This is a genomic window from Psychrobacter sp. CX90 (genome assembly GCF_057396305.2).
On the sequence record NZ_CM182008.1, the window covers coordinates 335,386 to 352,075 of the forward strand.

Here is a 16,690-nt window from a genome sequence, read left to right on the forward strand (position 1 = left end):
AGTGGTGTTCAGCTTTCATGCCACTCTACGTTTATAAACTTAAGCGGCACCGACTTTTGTAAAAAGCTCACGGTCTTTCACGATATCGCCACTGGTGGCAACGCGGCGTTTTTGTTCGGCGGCAAAGTCGAGCATACGTTGTAATGGTTTCATAGCGGCTTTAGCCAATTCAGGTTCAATCACAATTTCTCCTGTGCCATTTTCTAAGCACTGTTCAATACCCTTTAAGCCATTCATTGCCATCCACGGGCAGAATGCACAGCTTTTACAGGTGGCGCTTTCGCCAGCGGTCGGTGCTGCTAAGAAGCGTTTATTTGGAGAATGCTTTTGCATCTCATGCAAAATACCTAGGTCAGTACCAACAATAAACGTCTCTGCATCCATCTCTTTGGTGGCGTTTAATAGCTTACTGGTTGAGCCCACCACATCGGCCAGTTCAACCACGCTATCAGGCGATTCAGGATGTACCAATACAACCGCATCAGGATACTCGGCCTTTAATTGCTCAAGCTCACGGGCTTTAAATTCATTGTGCACAATGCACGAACCTTGCCATAGCAACATGTCAGCGCCTGTCTCTTTTTGAATATATTTGCCTAAATGACGGTCTGGACCCCAGATTATTTTTTCACCGCGCTCATGCAGGTGTGACACAATCTCTAAACCAACTGATGAGGTTACTACCCAATCAGCGCGGGCTTTCACTTCAGCACTGGTATTGGCATATACCACCACGGTGCGGTCGGGATGCGCATCACAAAACGCACTGAAATCTTCGATAGGGCACCCTAAATCCAGTGAGCATTCGGCTTCCAAATCCGCCATCAGAACTATCTTATCCATACCTAAAATCTTGGCAGATTCGCCCATAAATCGCACGCCAGCCACAACCAGAGTGTCTGCTTCATGTTCGCTACCAAAGCGAGCCATCTCTAAAGAGTCGCCCACACATCCGCCTGTCTCTAAAGCTAAATCTTGAATATAAGGATCGACGTAATAATGGGCAACCAATACGGCATTTTTCTCTTTTAATAAGCGTTTGATATTTGCGACCACTACCTCACGCTCATTACGTGGCAGTTCAGCGGGGATTTTGGCCTTGGCATACTCAATATCGATATTTGGTGCACAGCTACGTGTTTGAGCCATTTCACTTTGACGTAACGTTGGCGCATCATAGGGAAATATCTTAGTTTTTTCGCTTGGAGTAGGGGCTACAGTTGCAGTGGTCATAAGTAGTTTCCTTTACTTTAATTCTTTTACTCAGGGCAAAAGCTGCTTTGGCATCCAATAGCTTAACGGTTAAGGTTAAAGTTCATTGCTATTACCGATTTGGTTCAACAGGCATTATTAGATAGTGTTAAAAAATAATGACAATCTGATTAATATTTAATTAAATCTATAATTACAATTATGCTCATATTGAGTATAAATACAAGTATTTTTTTATGACTTAATGTATTTTAAGTAAAGAGTCAAATAAGGGATTTAAAAATAACAATGACTTCTAACGAACCCAAAAGGGTGTGAGGGGTTGAATATAAACAGCATGATAAAGTGTATATATAGTCAGAGAAGTATCAGTTTTAGAGTTATCTAACGATAGGGATGGCATATTGGTAAAGGCGTGTAATTCTTTACCTTTAACGTTATACTATGTGTAATTTTAGCGATATTTAAATTTATGAGTCTGTCTTTCTCTCACGCTCACAGTCAAGGTAGCGGTACTACAGAAGTAGTGGCGGTGTTGATTGCGATTACGAATAATTCGGCGCGTGTACTAACGGTCGACTCAGGTAAGCTACTCCCAAATGGTCCATTAATGCCCCTGCATCGTTCATTGCAAGCAGGGGTGCGTCAATGGGTAGAAGAACAAACAGGACAACCGTTAGGCTATATTGAACAGCTGTATACGTTCGTGGATACCAATAGGCGTAATAAAGAAGGTCACGCCTTGGTATACGTGAGTTACATGGGACTGGTTCAAGAAGTGATATTACAGTCGGGCACTGGAGATAATAGTGCACGCTGGCGAGATTGGTATGATTATTTTCCTTGGGAAAATCATCTAGATAAACACGCCCGCCTTAATATCCATTATATTGTCAAAAACCTTATGGCATGGGCGAATACAGCAGTAAACTCTGATGAGCGGCAGAGGCGAATGCAACGTATAAATTTATGCTGGGGTGGGACGTGGCAAAAAGACGATTTCGAATTGAGTGACAGTCCAATTGATAACACTGCAATTAATAACAGTCTAAATGATAATGACACATTATTAGATGATCTGGCAGTTGGCACATCCTCCAACCAAGATATATTTTTAGAGTGGGTCGCTGAACACGCCCTGCTCAGATATGAGATGTTGTATGAGGCAGGCTTATTACCAGAATCGCCGGACTACCAACCTTCAAAGCTACCTAATAATTGGCAAACTATAACAGGCGAGCCAATGTATTATGATCATCGCCGTGTTATTGCGACGGCAATATCGAGATTGCGAGCTAAAATTGAATACCGACCTTTAATTTTTGGGTTAATGCCAACGGAGTTTACCCTGCTGCAATTACAACAAAGCGTTGAGGCATTATCGGGCGTGACACTACATAAACAAAACTTTCGTCGACTATTAGAGAGTCAAAATCTGCTAGAACCAACGGGCAATAGTAGCCATACAGGTCGAGGGCGCCCCGCAAAGTTGTTCCGCTTTCGATTTGATATTGAGTTACAAAGTTTACTAATGGACAGTAAGCTGCCCAAGCGTCACACTCGTCATAAATAAACTACCTAAATAAAGTGTCCTTCTTATATAAAGTACCTGTCTTATATAAATCACAACACATATATATTTGCTAATAGTACAATTTTTGGCTATATTTATGCTCATATTGAGTATTAAGGATAGTTTAGTCAGCTTTTTTATTACTGACTATGATCTTTCATTACTTGCTGAAAGTTATAAGAATTTGTATTCATAAGCTAAAGTTAGGGAATTCCTAGAATAAAATGAGTCAATACGAGGCACCATTAAATTAAAAGCTCAGGTTGAATAGTTATTCTATATAGCCATAATTTTAACAAAAAAGTAGTGGCTCATTTTAGGCGCAAATAGCCAATTATAAGCTTTTAATACAGGTTCTAAGGTATAACGTTAGGATAATAATATAAGGATAGTCCATGTCATCTGACCCTAAAGCCGTAACAAACATTCAAGAACCTCGCTTAAATGATGTTTTACTTTTACCGTTGATTGATGCCGCATTGTCTGAGGATTTAGGTCGGCGCGGAGACATTACCTCACAGGCAACTATTCCAGCGGATAAGCAGGCAACATTGACGCTTAACGTGCGTGAAGATGGCGTGGTTTGTGGGCTGGATTTAGCAAGGCTAGCTTTTGCACAGATAGATGCAGATATCGTTTTTACTGCCCATACACATGATGGTGCAAGCGTTCAAAAAGGACAGTCCTTAGCAACGATCAGTGGTAATGCACGTAATTTACTGACAGCAGAACGTACGGCACTCAACTTTATGACCCATTTAAGCGGTATTGCCACGACCACAAGACGCGCTGTTGATTTAGTGGCTGAATATCCGGCTCAAATTACGTGTACTCGAAAAACTATACCAGGTCTACGTACGCTGCAAAAATATGCGGTACGCTGTGGCGGTGGTCGCAACCATCGCTTAGGTTTGGATGACGCTATTTTGATTAAAGACAACCACATTGCTATTGCAGGTAATATTCCTACGGCAATTGCCCAAGCCCAAAAGCTGGCTGGTCATCTTATTCCCATCGAAATTGAAGTCGATACACTTGAGCAATTACAGATAGCTATCGACGCAGGTGCGGAGCTGGTATTACTAGATAACATGAGCCCTGACATGTTATGTAAAGCCGTTGAATTGTGTAGACAACACTCAAGTGGGCGTGTTAAAACTGAGGCCTCAGGTGGTATTACGCCAAATAGTGTAGTAGCGGTTGCCGAAACTGGTGTAGATTTTATTGCTATGGGATATCTGACTCACAGTACAACCGCACTTGATATAGGTATGGACTTTTCAGCATAAAAACGATTTTCTCGTGCCTATTTGCTAACGGTTATTCACAATATAAAGGTAACTCATGTATTTGATCACTCATTCATGTTATAAGAGGGGGTTATATCATTGTTAATAAAAGTCCTCAATCATGGGTCGTTTATTAGCCATATTACTTATTGAGTCATCGCAATTGAGGTTTTATACCGCCAATCGGATATGCTAAAATCGCCTTTTTTAAATTCAACTGTCCTTCCAATTTAAGGCGCCTATCATGGATACTGAAATTGTCAAAATAATTTTGGCATTCGTGGTGCTAATTAACCCTTTTAGCGCTCTTACCCTGTTTTTAGACTCTACACGTGGGTATAACTCAACTGATAGACGTAAATTTGCACGTATTACTAGCCTGACTGTGCTTATAACCATCACTTTTTTTACAATTGCTGGCGAGCTATTGTTAAAAGTATTGGGTATATCCATTGGCTCATTCCAAGTGGCTGGCGGAATATTGGTCTTCTTAATCGCCATTAATATGATGAATGGCGATGGTAACCCAGTCAAACCTGACCAAGAAAATGTTGATGTAGATGACCGTGTTGAAACACTAGGTAGCACTGCAGCTGCTGTTGTGCCGTTAGCTATTCCTATGATTATTGGGCCGGGTGGTATTTCCACGGTTATTATCTATTCTGCACAAGTCAACGATTGGCATCAGAAATTGGCCATCATTATTGCTGGATTTCTAATTAGCCTTTTTTGTTATCTATCCCTTATGGCAGCAGGACGTCTGAGTCGATTTTTGGGTGATACAGGCTTAAATATAATGAGCCGAATCATGGGTATGCTGTTGGCGGCTGTAGCGATTGAAATTTTAGTGAGTGGCATACGTACCATATTTCCTAACTTAATTTAGCGTTAGTCAATTGTTAGATGCTCTCTATTAGACGCCTGCTATTAGATATTTTTTATTAGATATCTGTTATTAGATTCCAAGCCAAATATATCATCAGTATGCCAACTAAAGCGTCAAGAATATTCCAAGCTTTAGGGTTGCTAAATAGCGGCGAGAGTAGCCTTGCTCCATAGCATAAACTAAAAAAGAATACGAAGGATGCACAAATCGCCCCTAAAGCAAATATTAATTTACTGTCAGCGCCTGTCGACACCATACCCACCAATAACAGCGTATCCAAATAAACGTGGGGATTAAGCCACGTAAACCCAAAACACAAGAGCAATGCTTTTTTTAAACTGGTTACCGCAGTGCCATCATTTTCAAGTGCATGCGATTTAGTAACGCTCGCATATAGGCTTTGCAATCCATAGATAAGCAAAAACAAGGCCCCTGCTAGTTTGGCGAAGTATACTAGGTGTGGATAACGTGCCGTCACTGCACCAAAGCCTGCGATACCTGCAGATATTAAGATAGCGTCAGATACCGCACAAAATAAACTGATGGCAAACACATGTTCTTTTTTTAGGCCTTGCCTAAGCACAAAAGCATTTTGGGAGCCAATCGCTAATATCAGCGATAAGCCAAGTGCAAAGCCTGATACATAATCCATATATTTATCTCGAAATAAACTATTAGAATATTCTTTTAGCTTATTTATTTTAGGGTTTAGGTACTAAGAGCTCAGTCTAGTATTAAGTTCAGATCAGGGCTTGGTATTAGACCAATGAATAGACCAATGAATCAACTAAGATATAGGTTAAGAGAGCTATTGAGCAATAATGAGCGAATGAAAAGTCCTTGAATTAAGTGATTGAACCCAATCAATTACCTTCATGTTAATCGGCTTTGCCGAGTCACTCTTTGCTAGCTAGAAAAATGTTCTAGCAAAAAAGGTGCTATAGGATAAATGCTATCGTACGAGAATGCTATTATAAAGGGTATCAGATAATTTATTATATTTTTAAAAAATGATGTTAAGGGTATTTATATGTCTCAAGCTGCCGCAATGGTAATCATGTTTATTATGTATGGCGTTCTGCCAGCAGCAGGGCTATTTCTCGGCTATCGTGGTGTAAAAAAGTTAACCCAGCCTAAAATGCTCGAATATAAAGCGATGCCTCAACTAGGCTATATACCAGAGAAAAGCTTGCCAACTGATGTCAAACAAACATTGGATAAAATAAATCAAAAAGGCGAAAAGCTTAAAATGATTTATGGTGATACCAATAACGATGGCGTTATTGATGATAAAGATGCCGTGAATGAGTCCTACATCATGATCAAGACCTTGATGGATAAGCATATTCCCGAAGCCGTAGGGGACTATCGTCGTTTGCATGATTTAGACGACTCAAAAGGAGACAATGCAAGTCGCGCAGACACAACGAAAATAAAGCACTCCAATGTCACTGGCAAACAGGCATTGTTAGAGGTGCTTAATACGGTCAACGCTCAGTTTGATGAGTTGCTTGATGCGTCTTATCATCAAGATGGACAGAAGCTATTGGCGACGAATCGCTATATAAAAGAACGGTTCGAATCCTAAGTAGCTTTTAATTAATAGTTTTTGCAGTCATAGTTTGAAGTAGCATAGGTTTAAAATCTTAAGTTCATAAACAAACATAGCATTGTTAGCTATATTAGCTATTTAGAGTGGGGGGTGTGCTAACTAGATGAGTGTTATTATTGGTGCAGGAGTTATAGGTACCCTCATTCTTGGCTATGTCGGTCGCAAAGGCTGGCTGGCATTTCACCGAGCTGTGGGTATCACGCCTGGCACCCTAAAATACGTAGAACCCTCGCAGTTGCCACCCCCAGAAATGATACGGCTCGATTTAGATAATAACCTTATTCAAAACCTACCTCCCGTTGTCATCGAACAATTAATGCGTATCGATAATAAGGCAGACGTTTATCAAGCATGGCGGGATGATAGGCAACAATCTGGTCGTAGCGTGAGTACCACGGAAGATGAGTTTGTTATCCAAAAGCTACTCAATACCCGATTGCCCGAAGTCATTCAAAGCTATCAGAATATAGTGCGTCATGACAATCGCCTACAGCAAAGCAATCATTTAAAGAACGTTAACTCTGTAATGAGTAAGAATCAAACTGATGCTTTAAACTTACTGTTAGAGTTATTAGTTAAGATAGAAGAAAAACTCGATGTGTTACTGAGCCAATGCCAAAAAGATGCCCTACAAGAGATGCAAGTCATGAATCGATATCTTAAAAATAGAAGATAGAGGATTGTGAGTAGATAAAGGATATCAAATACAAGACAGAAAGATCAGATGTAAAAAAAGCCCCTAGGGGCTTTTTTCTTTAGCGTCAATTTTGTAAAAAAAAGATTACAAAGCTAGCTAAGCGGGTTTGATGGCGGTTAACCTGTACTAGCTCAGTGAATCCCATCTCACTATCATTTATCCAGCAAGACTAACGCTGTGTGCGAGTTTTACGAGGATCACGAACCGTACGTGCTTTCATTGGTTTCTTCTGGAAACGCTCTTTTTTCATTTTAGCCTTACCGCTAATCCCCATTTCTTCACGAGGACGCAAATCAACCAACTCGATTAAACGGTGGATGTCTTTTCTATCTAGCTCAATAAAACGTCCCGTACGAAGCTCTTTTGGTAAAGCAACCGAACCGTAAGTCGTCCGTAATAATCGGCTTACTTTAAGACCTTGCGACTCAATTAAACGGCGCACTTCACGGTTACGGCCCTCTTTCAGCTTAACGTGATACCATTTATTGACGCCTTCACCGCCGCCTTGTCTGATTTCCTCAAACTTAGCCAAGCCATCTTCAAGCAACACACCATCCGTCAAGTTGCGCATCATCTCTGGGGTCAGCTCGCCCAAGATACGTACGGCATATTCACGCACAATCTCATTTGAGGGATGCATCAAGCGATGCGCCAGTTCCCCATCATTGGTAAATAATAATAGACCCGTTGAGTTAATATCCAGACGACCCACCATTACCCAGCGGTCATGGGTCAACTTCGGTAAACGCTCAAACACAGTGGTACGACCTTCAGGATCATTGGCAGAACAAATCTCGCCTTCAGGCTTATAATACGCTAACACACGACGACGCTTTTCACGCTCAGACTTATATTTAATCAGACGACCATCAACGCGAATCTCATCACCTTGAGTGACGCGGTCGCCAATAGTCGCAGGGGTTTGATTGATAGAAACACGACCAGACTTAATGACTTCTTCCATCTGACGACGTGAGCCTAAGCCCATACGTGCCAAAGCTTTTTGCAGCTTCTCAGTGCCTGCGGTGCTGGCTTTAGTTGTCGGTTCCTCAAACTGAAACTCGACGTTATTTGGGATAGGGGCGTTTTTAGGCGCTAATTCTTGATCGAACTCTTCGGGGGCTTCATTAGATTGATTAATACGAGGCATAGTATGCTTCCTTGAATCGGTGAGTGGCTACATTTCACAATGTAGGGAATTTTCTAAATCAGTTTTAAAGCTGATCTGGGGAGGTATTATACGTTATTTTAAAGATAATATCGCTATGCTTACATAATTCGTTTTAAAGTTTGCATTTATTCAAAAACTTTTTTGGAGCATGCCCTAAGCTTGCTGAATAACTGCATAATTGAGCAAGATAAATATTTGGTAATAAGATAAAATGCCTTGCTTAGACTTAGAACCTGTATTCATAACCTAAAGTTAGTAAATTTTTAGAATAAAATAAGACGATACGCGGCAATATTAAGCTCAAAGCTCATTCTATTTAATCCTAATATTAACGAAGTAGTGGCTTATTTTAGTCGGAAATAACCAGTTATAGGTTGTGAATACAAGTTCTTAATAAGATCATTGAATACAGGAAAACATATTGTCATGCTACAAACACAGAGCGCTATAGAACAGAAACCAGTATTTATGCCACGTGTAGGCAGTGATAATCTGGTAAAAACAGACATGGTTAGTGTCGAGCGGCATGTGGGATTTGCGAGTAGACAAAAGAGAAAAACCATCAATGATTTACATCAAGTCATTCGCAAAAAGTATGGCTTTAAGCAAGTGTTAGAGTTATCTAGCAAGTCAGGCAATAAGTTGAGTTTTCCGCTAAGTCCCGAGAGCTTAACGCTAACCAATGAGCAGGACGGTAAGCAGTATAGTGTCGACAATGCCTTTCAAAGTAGTCAGGTTTTCAAAAAGGGAGGACCTTATCTCGACCTGCTGACTGCCGCCCCAAGGCAAGCTAGAAAAGATGAGCGATTAACCACCTCTGGTGAATTAATTGGATACAATTATTTTGGTATGGAGTGGGGCATAGAGCCCTTAACTGCATTTTATGATTGGCTGTATATTAATGCCTTAAAACAAAACCCTCAGTTGCATGAAGAGGTGCTGCAATACCAAGCCTTTACTGATATCTCATTTAATCCTAAAAAATCCATACATTGTGCGGCTTATTCACTGGCCATGTTTGTGGCGTTATATAAACGAGAATTGCTCGATAATGTTGAAGACCCGGCGGCGTTTTATGACTTAATAACTGAGTTTAAGGTAAGCAATACAGAGCAGTTTTTGGAAGAGGGTTGGTTTTGATAAAACAAGCCCGTAACTTACTTTCTATAATTTATTTAGTGTGATTTCTAGAATGTTTAGATGGCTTTATGATATTTGATGTTGCTAGCATAATTATTTAAGTTAAAGAACTTGCCTCTTATTTAGAGCTAAACCAAAGTTCAGTGTCACGAATGGTTGAATGCCTAGAGCGTGATGGATATACGATTAGAGACTTATGTTCAGCTGACAAACGCGGGGTTTATATCTTGCTGGCTGATAAAGGACGTGTAAGATTAAAGAATGCACAAGTTGATTATGAAAATGCTTTAGAGGCAGCGCTTAAAGAATATGATTGTGACCGCTTACTATCAATGGAGTTTATTGAAAAAGCATTAGCAAACGATGTATAGGAGCTAAAACGGTTAAGCGCTGATTGTCATGCTGATTAACAACATCCGAATAATAGAAAACTTTAGACAGGAAGAGTATCCCATCTCTGAAATAGAGAAGTACAACCGTCTTATTAAAAAATATTTTGAAAAATAATGATTGTCACGCTAAGAGGGGATGATTTTCTTATTTTAGATGATAGTTTTAAAGACTCACTTTTTCAAACACTGACTAATCCAGTCAGCATTCCAATTTAAATCTACTTGTCCCGTCTGAGCACTAACAATAACACCTTCACCTAAGACAAATAAGGTATCAGCTACCTGCTGAGGATTATTGATGCTAGCATGCTCAAACTTATTTAATAAAAACTGTCTGACCTCATGTTTATGATTTTTTGCGATAGTATGGGGGAGTGTGTCATTACTTGAGAATTCGGCACAGGCATTAATAAATAGGCAGCCATAAAAGTTATCTGAGGTTACCCAATCTTGCAAAAAGCTCAAATAGCATTGACTAATAGACTCTAGGTTCATATCCGTTAATGGTTCAAACCAGTTAGCCAATTGGCTCATAAACATCTCGTGTCGATAAGAAAGAACAGCCTTAATTAATCCCTCTTTATTCCCAAAATGAGCATACAGCGTACGTTTGGTAGTACCCGCTTGCTTGGCTAATAACTCAACACCGCTATCATGAAATCCGTATTTATAAAAGATGGCATAGCTTTTTTCTACGATGGTCGTTGCGATATCCATAACACCCTCACAAAATTAAACAGATATGTATACCAATCGGTATACTACTCATATATACTGTTCAGTATACCAAATATTATTATAAAAACTTTAGGTTACTTCCTTATTGAATGAGTTTGAGTTGTTCAATTTGTGTTTTTCAATAAGGGGTTTAAAACAGTTTGAGGACACTATGATGCCGTTTATAAATTGGAATAAATTGAAAGGTCAATCTGAAACCTGTCCAAAACGTTTGCCTGTATGGATGATAGCGACTGCTTGGTTAGGAGGAACGATAGCAACCGCAACGCTTGCTTTGGTTGGTAATTGGACGAATGCTATCATGATTTTAGGCTCATTCGGGGCAAGTTGTTTGCTACTATTTGCCTACCCTAAAAGCCCTTTTGCTCAGCCAAGAAATGTCATAGGCGGTCATTTTATAGCAACATTAACAGGGTTAGTCTTTATGGGATTGTTCGGTATTCATTGGTGGAGTATGGCGTTCGCTGTCGGTACAGCCATTGCGTTCATGCTTCTATTAAGAGTACCGCATCCTCCAGCGGGTTCAAACCCTCTCATCGTTATGCTTGGCACTGTTCACTGGCAGTTTTTAGTTACCCCGACATTGATTGGCTCGGTTATTCTGGTCTTAGTCGCTCTTATTTATAATAATTTAGGTAAGGGTAGGCAATACCCTACTTATTGGTGGTAGTCATTCAAGCGTTAGCGGGATCGAGGAAAGTAGTAGCGAAGGGTTTGATTATTCTTCAAACCTCAAATAGGTTCAGGAAAAACGTAAGCCACCTTTTTATATGCCATAAAAATGACACTCATTCTATAATCTAACGTACATTATAGTATGAAAAATATGTAGCGTGCGGTGCAGCGGCGCGAAACCCACGGTTTAAGTTTAGACTATTATACTTAGACTATTATACTCAGAGTATTACTATATCTATTTGGTGGATTACACTTCGCTAACATCACCCTACAAAACGTACAAAAATATGGAAGCAAGTGTAGCGTGCGTCCCACGCATCAAAGGTATATGAAATATCTTTCAAGCCCGCTTCGGGGTGGATGCCTATCGTTGACATTTAATAAAGTAATAATAGAGTATTACCACGATAAATATCTATAAGAACTCGATGTTACCGCTAGCCCTGACATGAGCGGTATCCTGACGACGTCAATGGCGATGCAGACTGTGGCTTGAGGCAGTGTCGAGGTAACAGCAATGACTCAAGACATGATAGTCTGCACGCCATTGGCTAGGCAGATACAAGCGGTTGGCAGGAAGTGCTACTTTATTATGTTCCGTCTTCTATAGTTAAACCTGAGTTATAAGAGACCTCTAAAAATCCGTGGGTTACGCTTCGCTTCACCACACGCTACAACTATTGCCCATTAAAATACAGTGTTGACTATAGCTATTTTATTAATCTAGAGACTTAGCTGTCTACGTTCTCTTTGATTAAATTTAAATCCGGTAAAGGTGGTAAATCCTCTAACTTTTCAAGACCAAATGCGTCCAAAAACTCAGGCGTGGTGTGTAATAAGGCAGGGCGACCAAGTGTTTCTCGATAACCTTTTTCTATAATCCAGCCTTTATCAAACAATTGTCTAAGAATGTTACTAGAGACAGTCACACCGCGAACTTGCTCGATATCACTACGGGTCACGGGCTGTTTGTATGCGATGACGCTCAGGGTCTCAAGTAACGCTTGGCTGAGGTGCTCAAGACGTTGCGGGAATACTTGCTGAATTAATCCACTAAACTCACTGCGAATTTGCAATCGATAACCGCTGGCCGAGTGATTAAGGGTCAATACACCAGTGGTCAGTCGTTGCTCTAGCACAATAAGTGCGGTTTCAAGCTCCTGTTTTGATAGCGTCAAATACTTTTTGAGTTGGTTGGCGGTCAGCGGGGTTTCTGAAGCATGTAATAACACCTCGATTCGTCTACTTAGCTGGTCATACCGGTTAAACTCTGTGATTTTAAGGTCAAATGTGTCAATGCTTGAATCATCAGCGTGTTCAGCAATGGGTTCAGAGTTCTGTTGATTCTGTGGCTCAACATCAACATTGAGGGCTGAGAGCATTTGTTCAGTGTGGTCGTTGGACGTATTGTGATTGGACATACTCATCCCAAATCTATTTGTAAAATCAGTTTCCATGATTTCTCATGGCTTTTTATAACTTTTTTTAGTTTTCTAAAAATTTCATAATGGTAGGTAAGCTAACTTAAGCCACCCACTGTAGTTTTAACGTAGAAAAGGTATATGTCGTTTCAGTTGTGAACGAAAAGTCGATATCTTCTGCGAGATTTGTGCTATTACTCTTGTTTGCATTGTGGTTTGTATCGGTTTTTTCTGTGGTTTCGTTTCCTAAGATTGCTTTTTCGTCTGTTTCTTGGCCGGTTGTCTCGGGTACAATATCGATTAAATGCCGTTTCATCAATTCTAATACGGCAACAAAACTAACCACTACCCCAAGCCGACCTTGTTGGCTGTCCAAAAGTTCAATAAATGACTTCTCTCCGGTTTCATTTAGCTGCCGGCTAATGCTGGCAATACGGTCGGATAAAGGTACGGGATCTATTTTAATATTGTGGGTCTGGTAGTCTGGCTTCAGCTGCATTTTAAGTAGACTTTCTACCAATATTTCAACAGGGTAGCTTGGTAATTCAGCGGCCATAACGTCAGAGTCCGGCAGACTTGCCATTGCTAAAAAGACATCACGTTCTAAGCGTAACAAAGTATCCAAACGCTTACTAGCTTCTTTGATTTGAGAATAGTCCTCTAAACGTGAAATCAACTCAGCTTTGGGGTCACGCGCATCTTCCACCTTTTCTGGCGCTGGGAGTAATAGCTCAGTTTTAATGGCAATTAGAGTGGAAGCCATGAGTAAATAATCGCCCGCTAATTCGAAATGATCGGCATCTAATTCATTGATATAGGTAAGATACTGCTCAGTAATGGGCAGAATAGCGGTTTCGGTAATATCAAAATTGTTCTTTTTGACCAAGTACAATAAAAAGTCAAGCGGCCCTTCAAACTGCTCTAACCAAATGGCAAAAGCTTGAGGCGGAATGTACAAGTCATCAGGCAAAGTTTGAACAGGCGTGGTGTAGATGCGAATGCTAGCGTTGTTTATGGCATCCGAATTGACCTTTGCATTAACTTCATTAGATGAAGTTGCGGGCGAAGTTGTACTGGGAGCTTTGATATTTTGTAGGTAAAGGTTCAATTGCTAGTTCCGCTACTTTAGCTTTGCTAGAGGCCGAATACCTATAGCTCGGCGGGTTTTATCCAATTGGTTACGGCTATGTCGACGGGCTTTTTCCGCCCCCATTTGTAGTATTTCTTCTAACTCTTTTGGGTTAGCCATAAGCTCAAAATAACGCTCACGGAATGGGGCAATTTCGCTGTTAATTTTCTCGAACAAAATTTGTTTCGCGTCTCCCCATGCAATGCCCGCTTCAAACTGAGCTCTAAAGTTAGCCACTTCTTCTATATTAGCAAAGGCTTTGTAAATCTCAAAAATAACCGAGTCATCTGGATTTTTGGGTTCTTCTGGTGCTTGCGAATTAGTAACGATTTGCATCACTGCTTTACGTAACTGCTTTTCGGGGTCAACCTGTGGGTTGTATTCACCGAATAGGGGAATGGTATTGCCGTAGCTTTTGCTCATCTTACGACCATCAAGCCCCGTTAATAACGGCATATCATCGTCAACTACGGCTGATGGTAAGGTAAATAAGGGTTTATATTTATGGTTAAATGAGCCAGCGATATCACGGGCCATTTCGATATGCTGAATCTGGTCACGCCCAACAGGAACGTGCGTGGCGTTAAACATCAAAATATCGGCTGCCATTAATATGGGATAGCCAAATAGCCCCATGGTAATATTGTGATCCGCATCCACATCTTGTTTTTCAAGATTGGCATCAACTGCCGCTTTGTAGGCGTGAGCTCGGTTCATTAAGCCTTTTGAACATGAACAGTTTAAAATCCACGCTAACTCTTGAATTTCTGGTACATCAGATTGACGATAAAATACGACTTTCTTAGGATCTAAGCCACAAGCCAGCCAAGTAGCGGCAATGGCTTTAGTTGATTCATGAATTTGTTTCGGATCAAAGCATTTAATGATCCCGTGATAATCCGCCAAAAAGAAAAACGTTTGATCGTCATTATTAACGCTATCTAGTGCCGACTTAATGGCAGGTCGTATTGCCCCAACATAGTTGCCTAAATGGGGCGTACCCGTGGTGGTTACTCCCGTTAAGATGCGCTTCGGCAGTGCTTTTTCTTGGGTATTATCTTGTTGGGTATTGTTTTGAGCTATGTCACTTGTCATACGTTTCTCGATGTCTTAAAAGAAGTTATTAAAGTATAAAAATATATAGGGTTTCAAGATGCCGTTAATGGTTTAATATGATTGTTGCATCATTATTCAGCGAATATTTTACCGGCCATCATAGGACATCTGAAAGGTTAAGCGAATTTAGCTAGGCAAATCAGCCAGCCAAAAAAAGATAATTATAACAAAAATCCCTGCTTATCGATTTATCCAATCTAGGTTTATTAAATTAGGTTCTTGTTAATAGACCTTATTTATAATAGTCTGTTGTGCCAGTTTCATTATTTTTGTAACGCTTATGAAACCACATCCATTGACTAGGGTCGATGCGAATAAGTCCCTCAAATAACTCATTAATTCGCGTGGCATCGGCAACTTCATCTGAACTTGGATAGTTTTCTACCACAGGGGTAACGGTCACGTGGTAATGCGGGCGTTTGCCCCGTGGTAGGTTATCAGGGGTTTGGCGGTAGGTATGCAGCGCCATAACTGCGGGTGGATTTGATTTTTTACCGAGCTTAGCGAGCCGTCTTGGTGCGGTAATAGTAGCAGCGGGAATACCAAAAAAAGGTGCCATTACGCCATGTTTGAGTCCATAATCTTGATCAGGCGAGTACCAAATTACCTTTCCAGATTGAATGCGACTGACCAGCTTACGCATGTCCCGATGTTCAATTTGCTCATCAAAAATATGGCGACGCCCATTGAATATAAACCAATCAATAAGTGGGTTATTTTGCGGCCGATAAACACAATCCACAGGGGTAAACTGGGTCATTAACCGTCCGCCCAAATCGAGCATCGTGTAATGGGCACCTAATAATAGCACCGCTCGGCCTTCTTTTTGTGCTGTGATAAGGTGTTGTATACCTGAAATAGACAGGGTGCGGGTAAACACATTTGGTCGATACCACGCACATAAGGTTTCAAATAAACCGATACCTTGATTGACAAAAACTTGCTTTGCCAAGCGTACTCTGTCTTCATCTGACTTTTCTGGGAAAGCGAGATTTAAATTTACCAAAGCGATGTGTTGGCGACTTTTTGATAAATGGTACACTAAAATGCCCAGTTTACGACCTAGCCAAAACTGCCATCGCAGGGGTAGATATATCATTGGTAATAAAATAGCAGCAACCAGCCAAATTGCCCAAAATTTAGGTAATAAAAAAGCAGGTTGAAAAGGTTTTTTTTGTGACTTTGAGGTTTGCTTGTGATTCTCCGTAATCGTCGGCATGCCTTTAGGGACAGGTTTAGAGTTAGCGGTGGTTTGGTAGGTAGAGGCTACAGATGGAGTAATGGTTTTAGTTGTTGGCTTAATAGAGGGATCTATAGCAGGGGTAATAGCCAGATTATCAGACCTTGGCTGCGGTTTATATTGTTTAACAGAAGAGTCGTTTTTTGGATTATTTCTTGGGTTGGGTTGCGACTGTGAGGTGTTATTAGTGTCTGACATAATAATCTGCTTGTTAATTACAATTGAGATGGTGTGCCATAAGACTGCAATTGATATAGGTACTGCTGCCGGATAGGTGTTGACGCATATTAAAACAAATACTGAACGGCTAACCTTAATAGCTACTAAAACTTACGATTAAAACAGAATAAAGAGTAACGTTTAGATAGAAATTAAGCTAGGGCGTGTCCTCATTTT

16 protein-coding genes are annotated in these 16,690 nt (G+C 40.5%); 8 read left to right on the plus strand and 8 right to left on the minus strand.

Annotated elements, in window-relative coordinates; genetic code table 11:
* Window positions 1-39 precede the first annotated feature (39 nt).
* Window positions 40-1,149, minus strand: a complete 1,110-nt coding sequence (nadA, locus tag AC2SLN_RS01315) for a quinolinate synthase NadA (RefSeq protein WP_486548944.1) — start codon at window positions 1,147-1,149, stop codon at window positions 40-42.
* Between the two features lie 535 nt (window positions 1,150-1,684).
* Here nadA and AC2SLN_RS01320 point away from each other — a divergent pair.
* The 3 genes from AC2SLN_RS01320 (at window position 1,685) to AC2SLN_RS01330 (ending at window position 4,960) form a co-directional block, all read left to right on the plus strand.
* A complete protein-coding gene (locus AC2SLN_RS01320; RefSeq protein ID WP_486548879.1) occupies window positions 1,685-2,785 on the plus strand; it encodes an NUDIX hydrolase in 1,101 nt (366 codons plus the stop codon).
* Window positions 2,786-3,180: 395 nt separating this feature from the next.
* Window positions 3,181-4,074, plus strand: coding sequence for a carboxylating nicotinate-nucleotide diphosphorylase (gene nadC, locus AC2SLN_RS01325; protein ID WP_486548878.1), 894 nt, complete (start codon window positions 3,181-3,183; stop codon window positions 4,072-4,074).
* A gap of 244 nt (window positions 4,075-4,318) precedes the next feature.
* Window positions 4,319-4,960, plus strand: coding sequence for a MarC family protein (locus AC2SLN_RS01330; RefSeq protein WP_486548877.1), 642 nt, complete (start codon window positions 4,319-4,321; stop codon window positions 4,958-4,960).
* 55 nt (window positions 4,961-5,015) lie between these two features.
* Here AC2SLN_RS01330 and AC2SLN_RS01335 read toward each other — a convergent pair whose 3' ends face one another.
* Complete coding sequence (locus AC2SLN_RS01335; protein ID WP_486548876.1) at window positions 5,016-5,612, minus strand: LysE/ArgO family amino acid transporter; 597 nt, start codon at window positions 5,610-5,612, stop codon at window positions 5,016-5,018.
* A 378-nt stretch (window positions 5,613-5,990) separates the two neighbouring features.
* Between AC2SLN_RS01335 and AC2SLN_RS01340 the strand changes: the two genes are divergently transcribed.
* Window positions 5,991-6,548 (plus strand): hypothetical protein, encoded by a 558-nt coding sequence (locus tag AC2SLN_RS01340; protein WP_486531509.1) that lies wholly within the window; start codon window positions 5,991-5,993, stop codon window positions 6,546-6,548.
* Between the two features lie 127 nt (window positions 6,549-6,675).
* On the plus strand, window positions 6,676-7,248 hold the full coding sequence (locus AC2SLN_RS01345; protein WP_486548875.1) for a hypothetical protein: 573 nt from the start codon (window positions 6,676-6,678) through the stop codon (window positions 7,246-7,248).
* A 190-nt stretch (window positions 7,249-7,438) separates the two neighbouring features.
* On the opposite strand, the gene rluB is transcribed toward AC2SLN_RS01345, so the two are convergent.
* Entirely contained in the window at window positions 7,439-8,419 is a 981-nt protein-coding gene (gene rluB / locus AC2SLN_RS01350; protein WP_486548874.1) for a 23S rRNA pseudouridine(2605) synthase RluB, read from the minus strand.
* A gap of 447 nt (window positions 8,420-8,866) precedes the next feature.
* Here rluB and AC2SLN_RS01355 point away from each other — a divergent pair, with 447 nt between their 5' ends.
* Together AC2SLN_RS01355 and AC2SLN_RS01360 are read left to right on the plus strand one after the other, a co-directional pair.
* Entirely contained in the window at window positions 8,867-9,580 is a 714-nt protein-coding gene (locus AC2SLN_RS01355) for a DarT1-associated NADAR antitoxin family protein (RefSeq protein ID WP_486548873.1), read from the plus strand.
* Between the two features lie 152 nt (window positions 9,581-9,732).
* On the plus strand, window positions 9,733-9,951 hold the full coding sequence (locus tag AC2SLN_RS01360) for a hypothetical protein (protein ID WP_486548872.1): 219 nt from the start codon (window positions 9,733-9,735) through the stop codon (window positions 9,949-9,951).
* A 192-nt stretch (window positions 9,952-10,143) separates the two neighbouring features.
* On the opposite strand, the gene AC2SLN_RS01365 is transcribed toward AC2SLN_RS01360, so the two are convergent.
* Window positions 10,144-10,689 carry a TetR/AcrR family transcriptional regulator gene (locus tag AC2SLN_RS01365; RefSeq protein ID WP_486548871.1) on the minus strand — a complete coding sequence of 182 codons (546 nt, stop codon included), beginning with the start codon at window positions 10,687-10,689 and terminating at the stop codon, window positions 10,144-10,146.
* Between the two features lie 175 nt (window positions 10,690-10,864).
* Here AC2SLN_RS01365 and AC2SLN_RS01370 point away from each other — a divergent pair, with 175 nt between their 5' ends.
* Complete coding sequence (locus AC2SLN_RS01370) at window positions 10,865-11,380, plus strand: HPP family protein (protein WP_486548870.1); 516 nt, start codon at window positions 10,865-10,867, stop codon at window positions 11,378-11,380.
* A 739-nt stretch (window positions 11,381-12,119) separates the two neighbouring features.
* On the opposite strand, the gene scpB is transcribed toward AC2SLN_RS01370, so the two are convergent.
* The 4 genes from scpB to AC2SLN_RS01390 form a co-directional block, all read right to left on the minus strand.
* A complete protein-coding gene (scpB, locus tag AC2SLN_RS01375; protein WP_495057378.1) occupies window positions 12,120-12,665 on the minus strand; it encodes an SMC-Scp complex subunit ScpB in 546 nt (181 codons plus the stop codon).
* 247 nt (window positions 12,666-12,912) lie between these two features.
* Window positions 12,913-13,824, minus strand: a complete 912-nt coding sequence (locus AC2SLN_RS01380) for a segregation and condensation protein A (RefSeq protein WP_486548943.1) — start codon at window positions 13,822-13,824, stop codon at window positions 12,913-12,915.
* 105 nt (window positions 13,825-13,929) lie between these two features.
* Window positions 13,930-15,033, minus strand: coding sequence for a tryptophan--tRNA ligase (gene trpS, locus AC2SLN_RS01385; RefSeq protein WP_486548868.1), 1,104 nt, complete (start codon window positions 15,031-15,033; stop codon window positions 13,930-13,932).
* Between the two features lie 253 nt (window positions 15,034-15,286).
* Window positions 15,287-16,273, minus strand: a complete 987-nt coding sequence (locus tag AC2SLN_RS01390) for an LpxL/LpxP family acyltransferase (protein ID WP_486548942.1) — start codon at window positions 16,271-16,273, stop codon at window positions 15,287-15,289.
* Window positions 16,274-16,690 lie beyond the last annotated feature (417 nt).

What these genes read in the sequence shown, in the direction of transcription:
- nadC (WP_486548878.1), top strand. Translation starts at nt 3,181, where the DNA reads ATGTCATCTGACCCTAAAGCCGTAACAAACATTCAAGAACCTCGCTTA.
- AC2SLN_RS01320 (WP_486548879.1), top strand. Translation starts at nt 1,685, where the DNA reads ATGAGTCTGTCTTTCTCTCACGCTCACAGTCAAGGTAGCGGTACTACA.
- AC2SLN_RS01365 (WP_486548871.1), bottom strand. Translation starts at nt 10,689, where the DNA reads ATGGATATCGCAACGACCATCGTAGAAAAAAGCTATGCCATCTTTTAT.
- AC2SLN_RS01335 (WP_486548876.1), bottom strand. Translation starts at nt 5,612, where the DNA reads ATGGATTATGTATCAGGCTTTGCACTTGGCTTATCGCTGATATTAGCG.
- rluB (WP_486548874.1), bottom strand. Translation starts at nt 8,419, where the DNA reads ATGCCTCGTATTAATCAATCTAATGAAGCCCCCGAAGAGTTCGATCAA.
- trpS (WP_486548868.1), bottom strand. Translation starts at nt 15,033, where the DNA reads ATGACAAGTGACATAGCTCAAAACAATACCCAACAAGATAATACCCAA.
- nadA (WP_486548944.1), bottom strand. Translation starts at nt 1,149, where the DNA reads ATGGCTCAAACACGTAGCTGTGCACCAAATATCGATATTGAGTATGCC.
- AC2SLN_RS01330 (WP_486548877.1), top strand. Translation starts at nt 4,319, where the DNA reads ATGGATACTGAAATTGTCAAAATAATTTTGGCATTCGTGGTGCTAATT.
- AC2SLN_RS01370 (WP_486548870.1), top strand. Translation starts at nt 10,865, where the DNA reads ATGCCGTTTATAAATTGGAATAAATTGAAAGGTCAATCTGAAACCTGT.
- AC2SLN_RS01360 (WP_486548872.1), top strand. Translation starts at nt 9,733, where the DNA reads ATGGTTGAATGCCTAGAGCGTGATGGATATACGATTAGAGACTTATGT.
- AC2SLN_RS01340 (WP_486531509.1), top strand. Translation starts at nt 5,991, where the DNA reads ATGTCTCAAGCTGCCGCAATGGTAATCATGTTTATTATGTATGGCGTT.
- AC2SLN_RS01390 (WP_486548942.1), bottom strand. Translation starts at nt 16,273, where the DNA reads ATGCCGACGATTACGGAGAATCACAAGCAAACCTCAAAGTCACAAAAA.
- AC2SLN_RS01345 (WP_486548875.1), top strand. Translation starts at nt 6,676, where the DNA reads ATGAGTGTTATTATTGGTGCAGGAGTTATAGGTACCCTCATTCTTGGC.
- AC2SLN_RS01355 (WP_486548873.1), top strand. Translation starts at nt 8,867, where the DNA reads ATGCTACAAACACAGAGCGCTATAGAACAGAAACCAGTATTTATGCCA.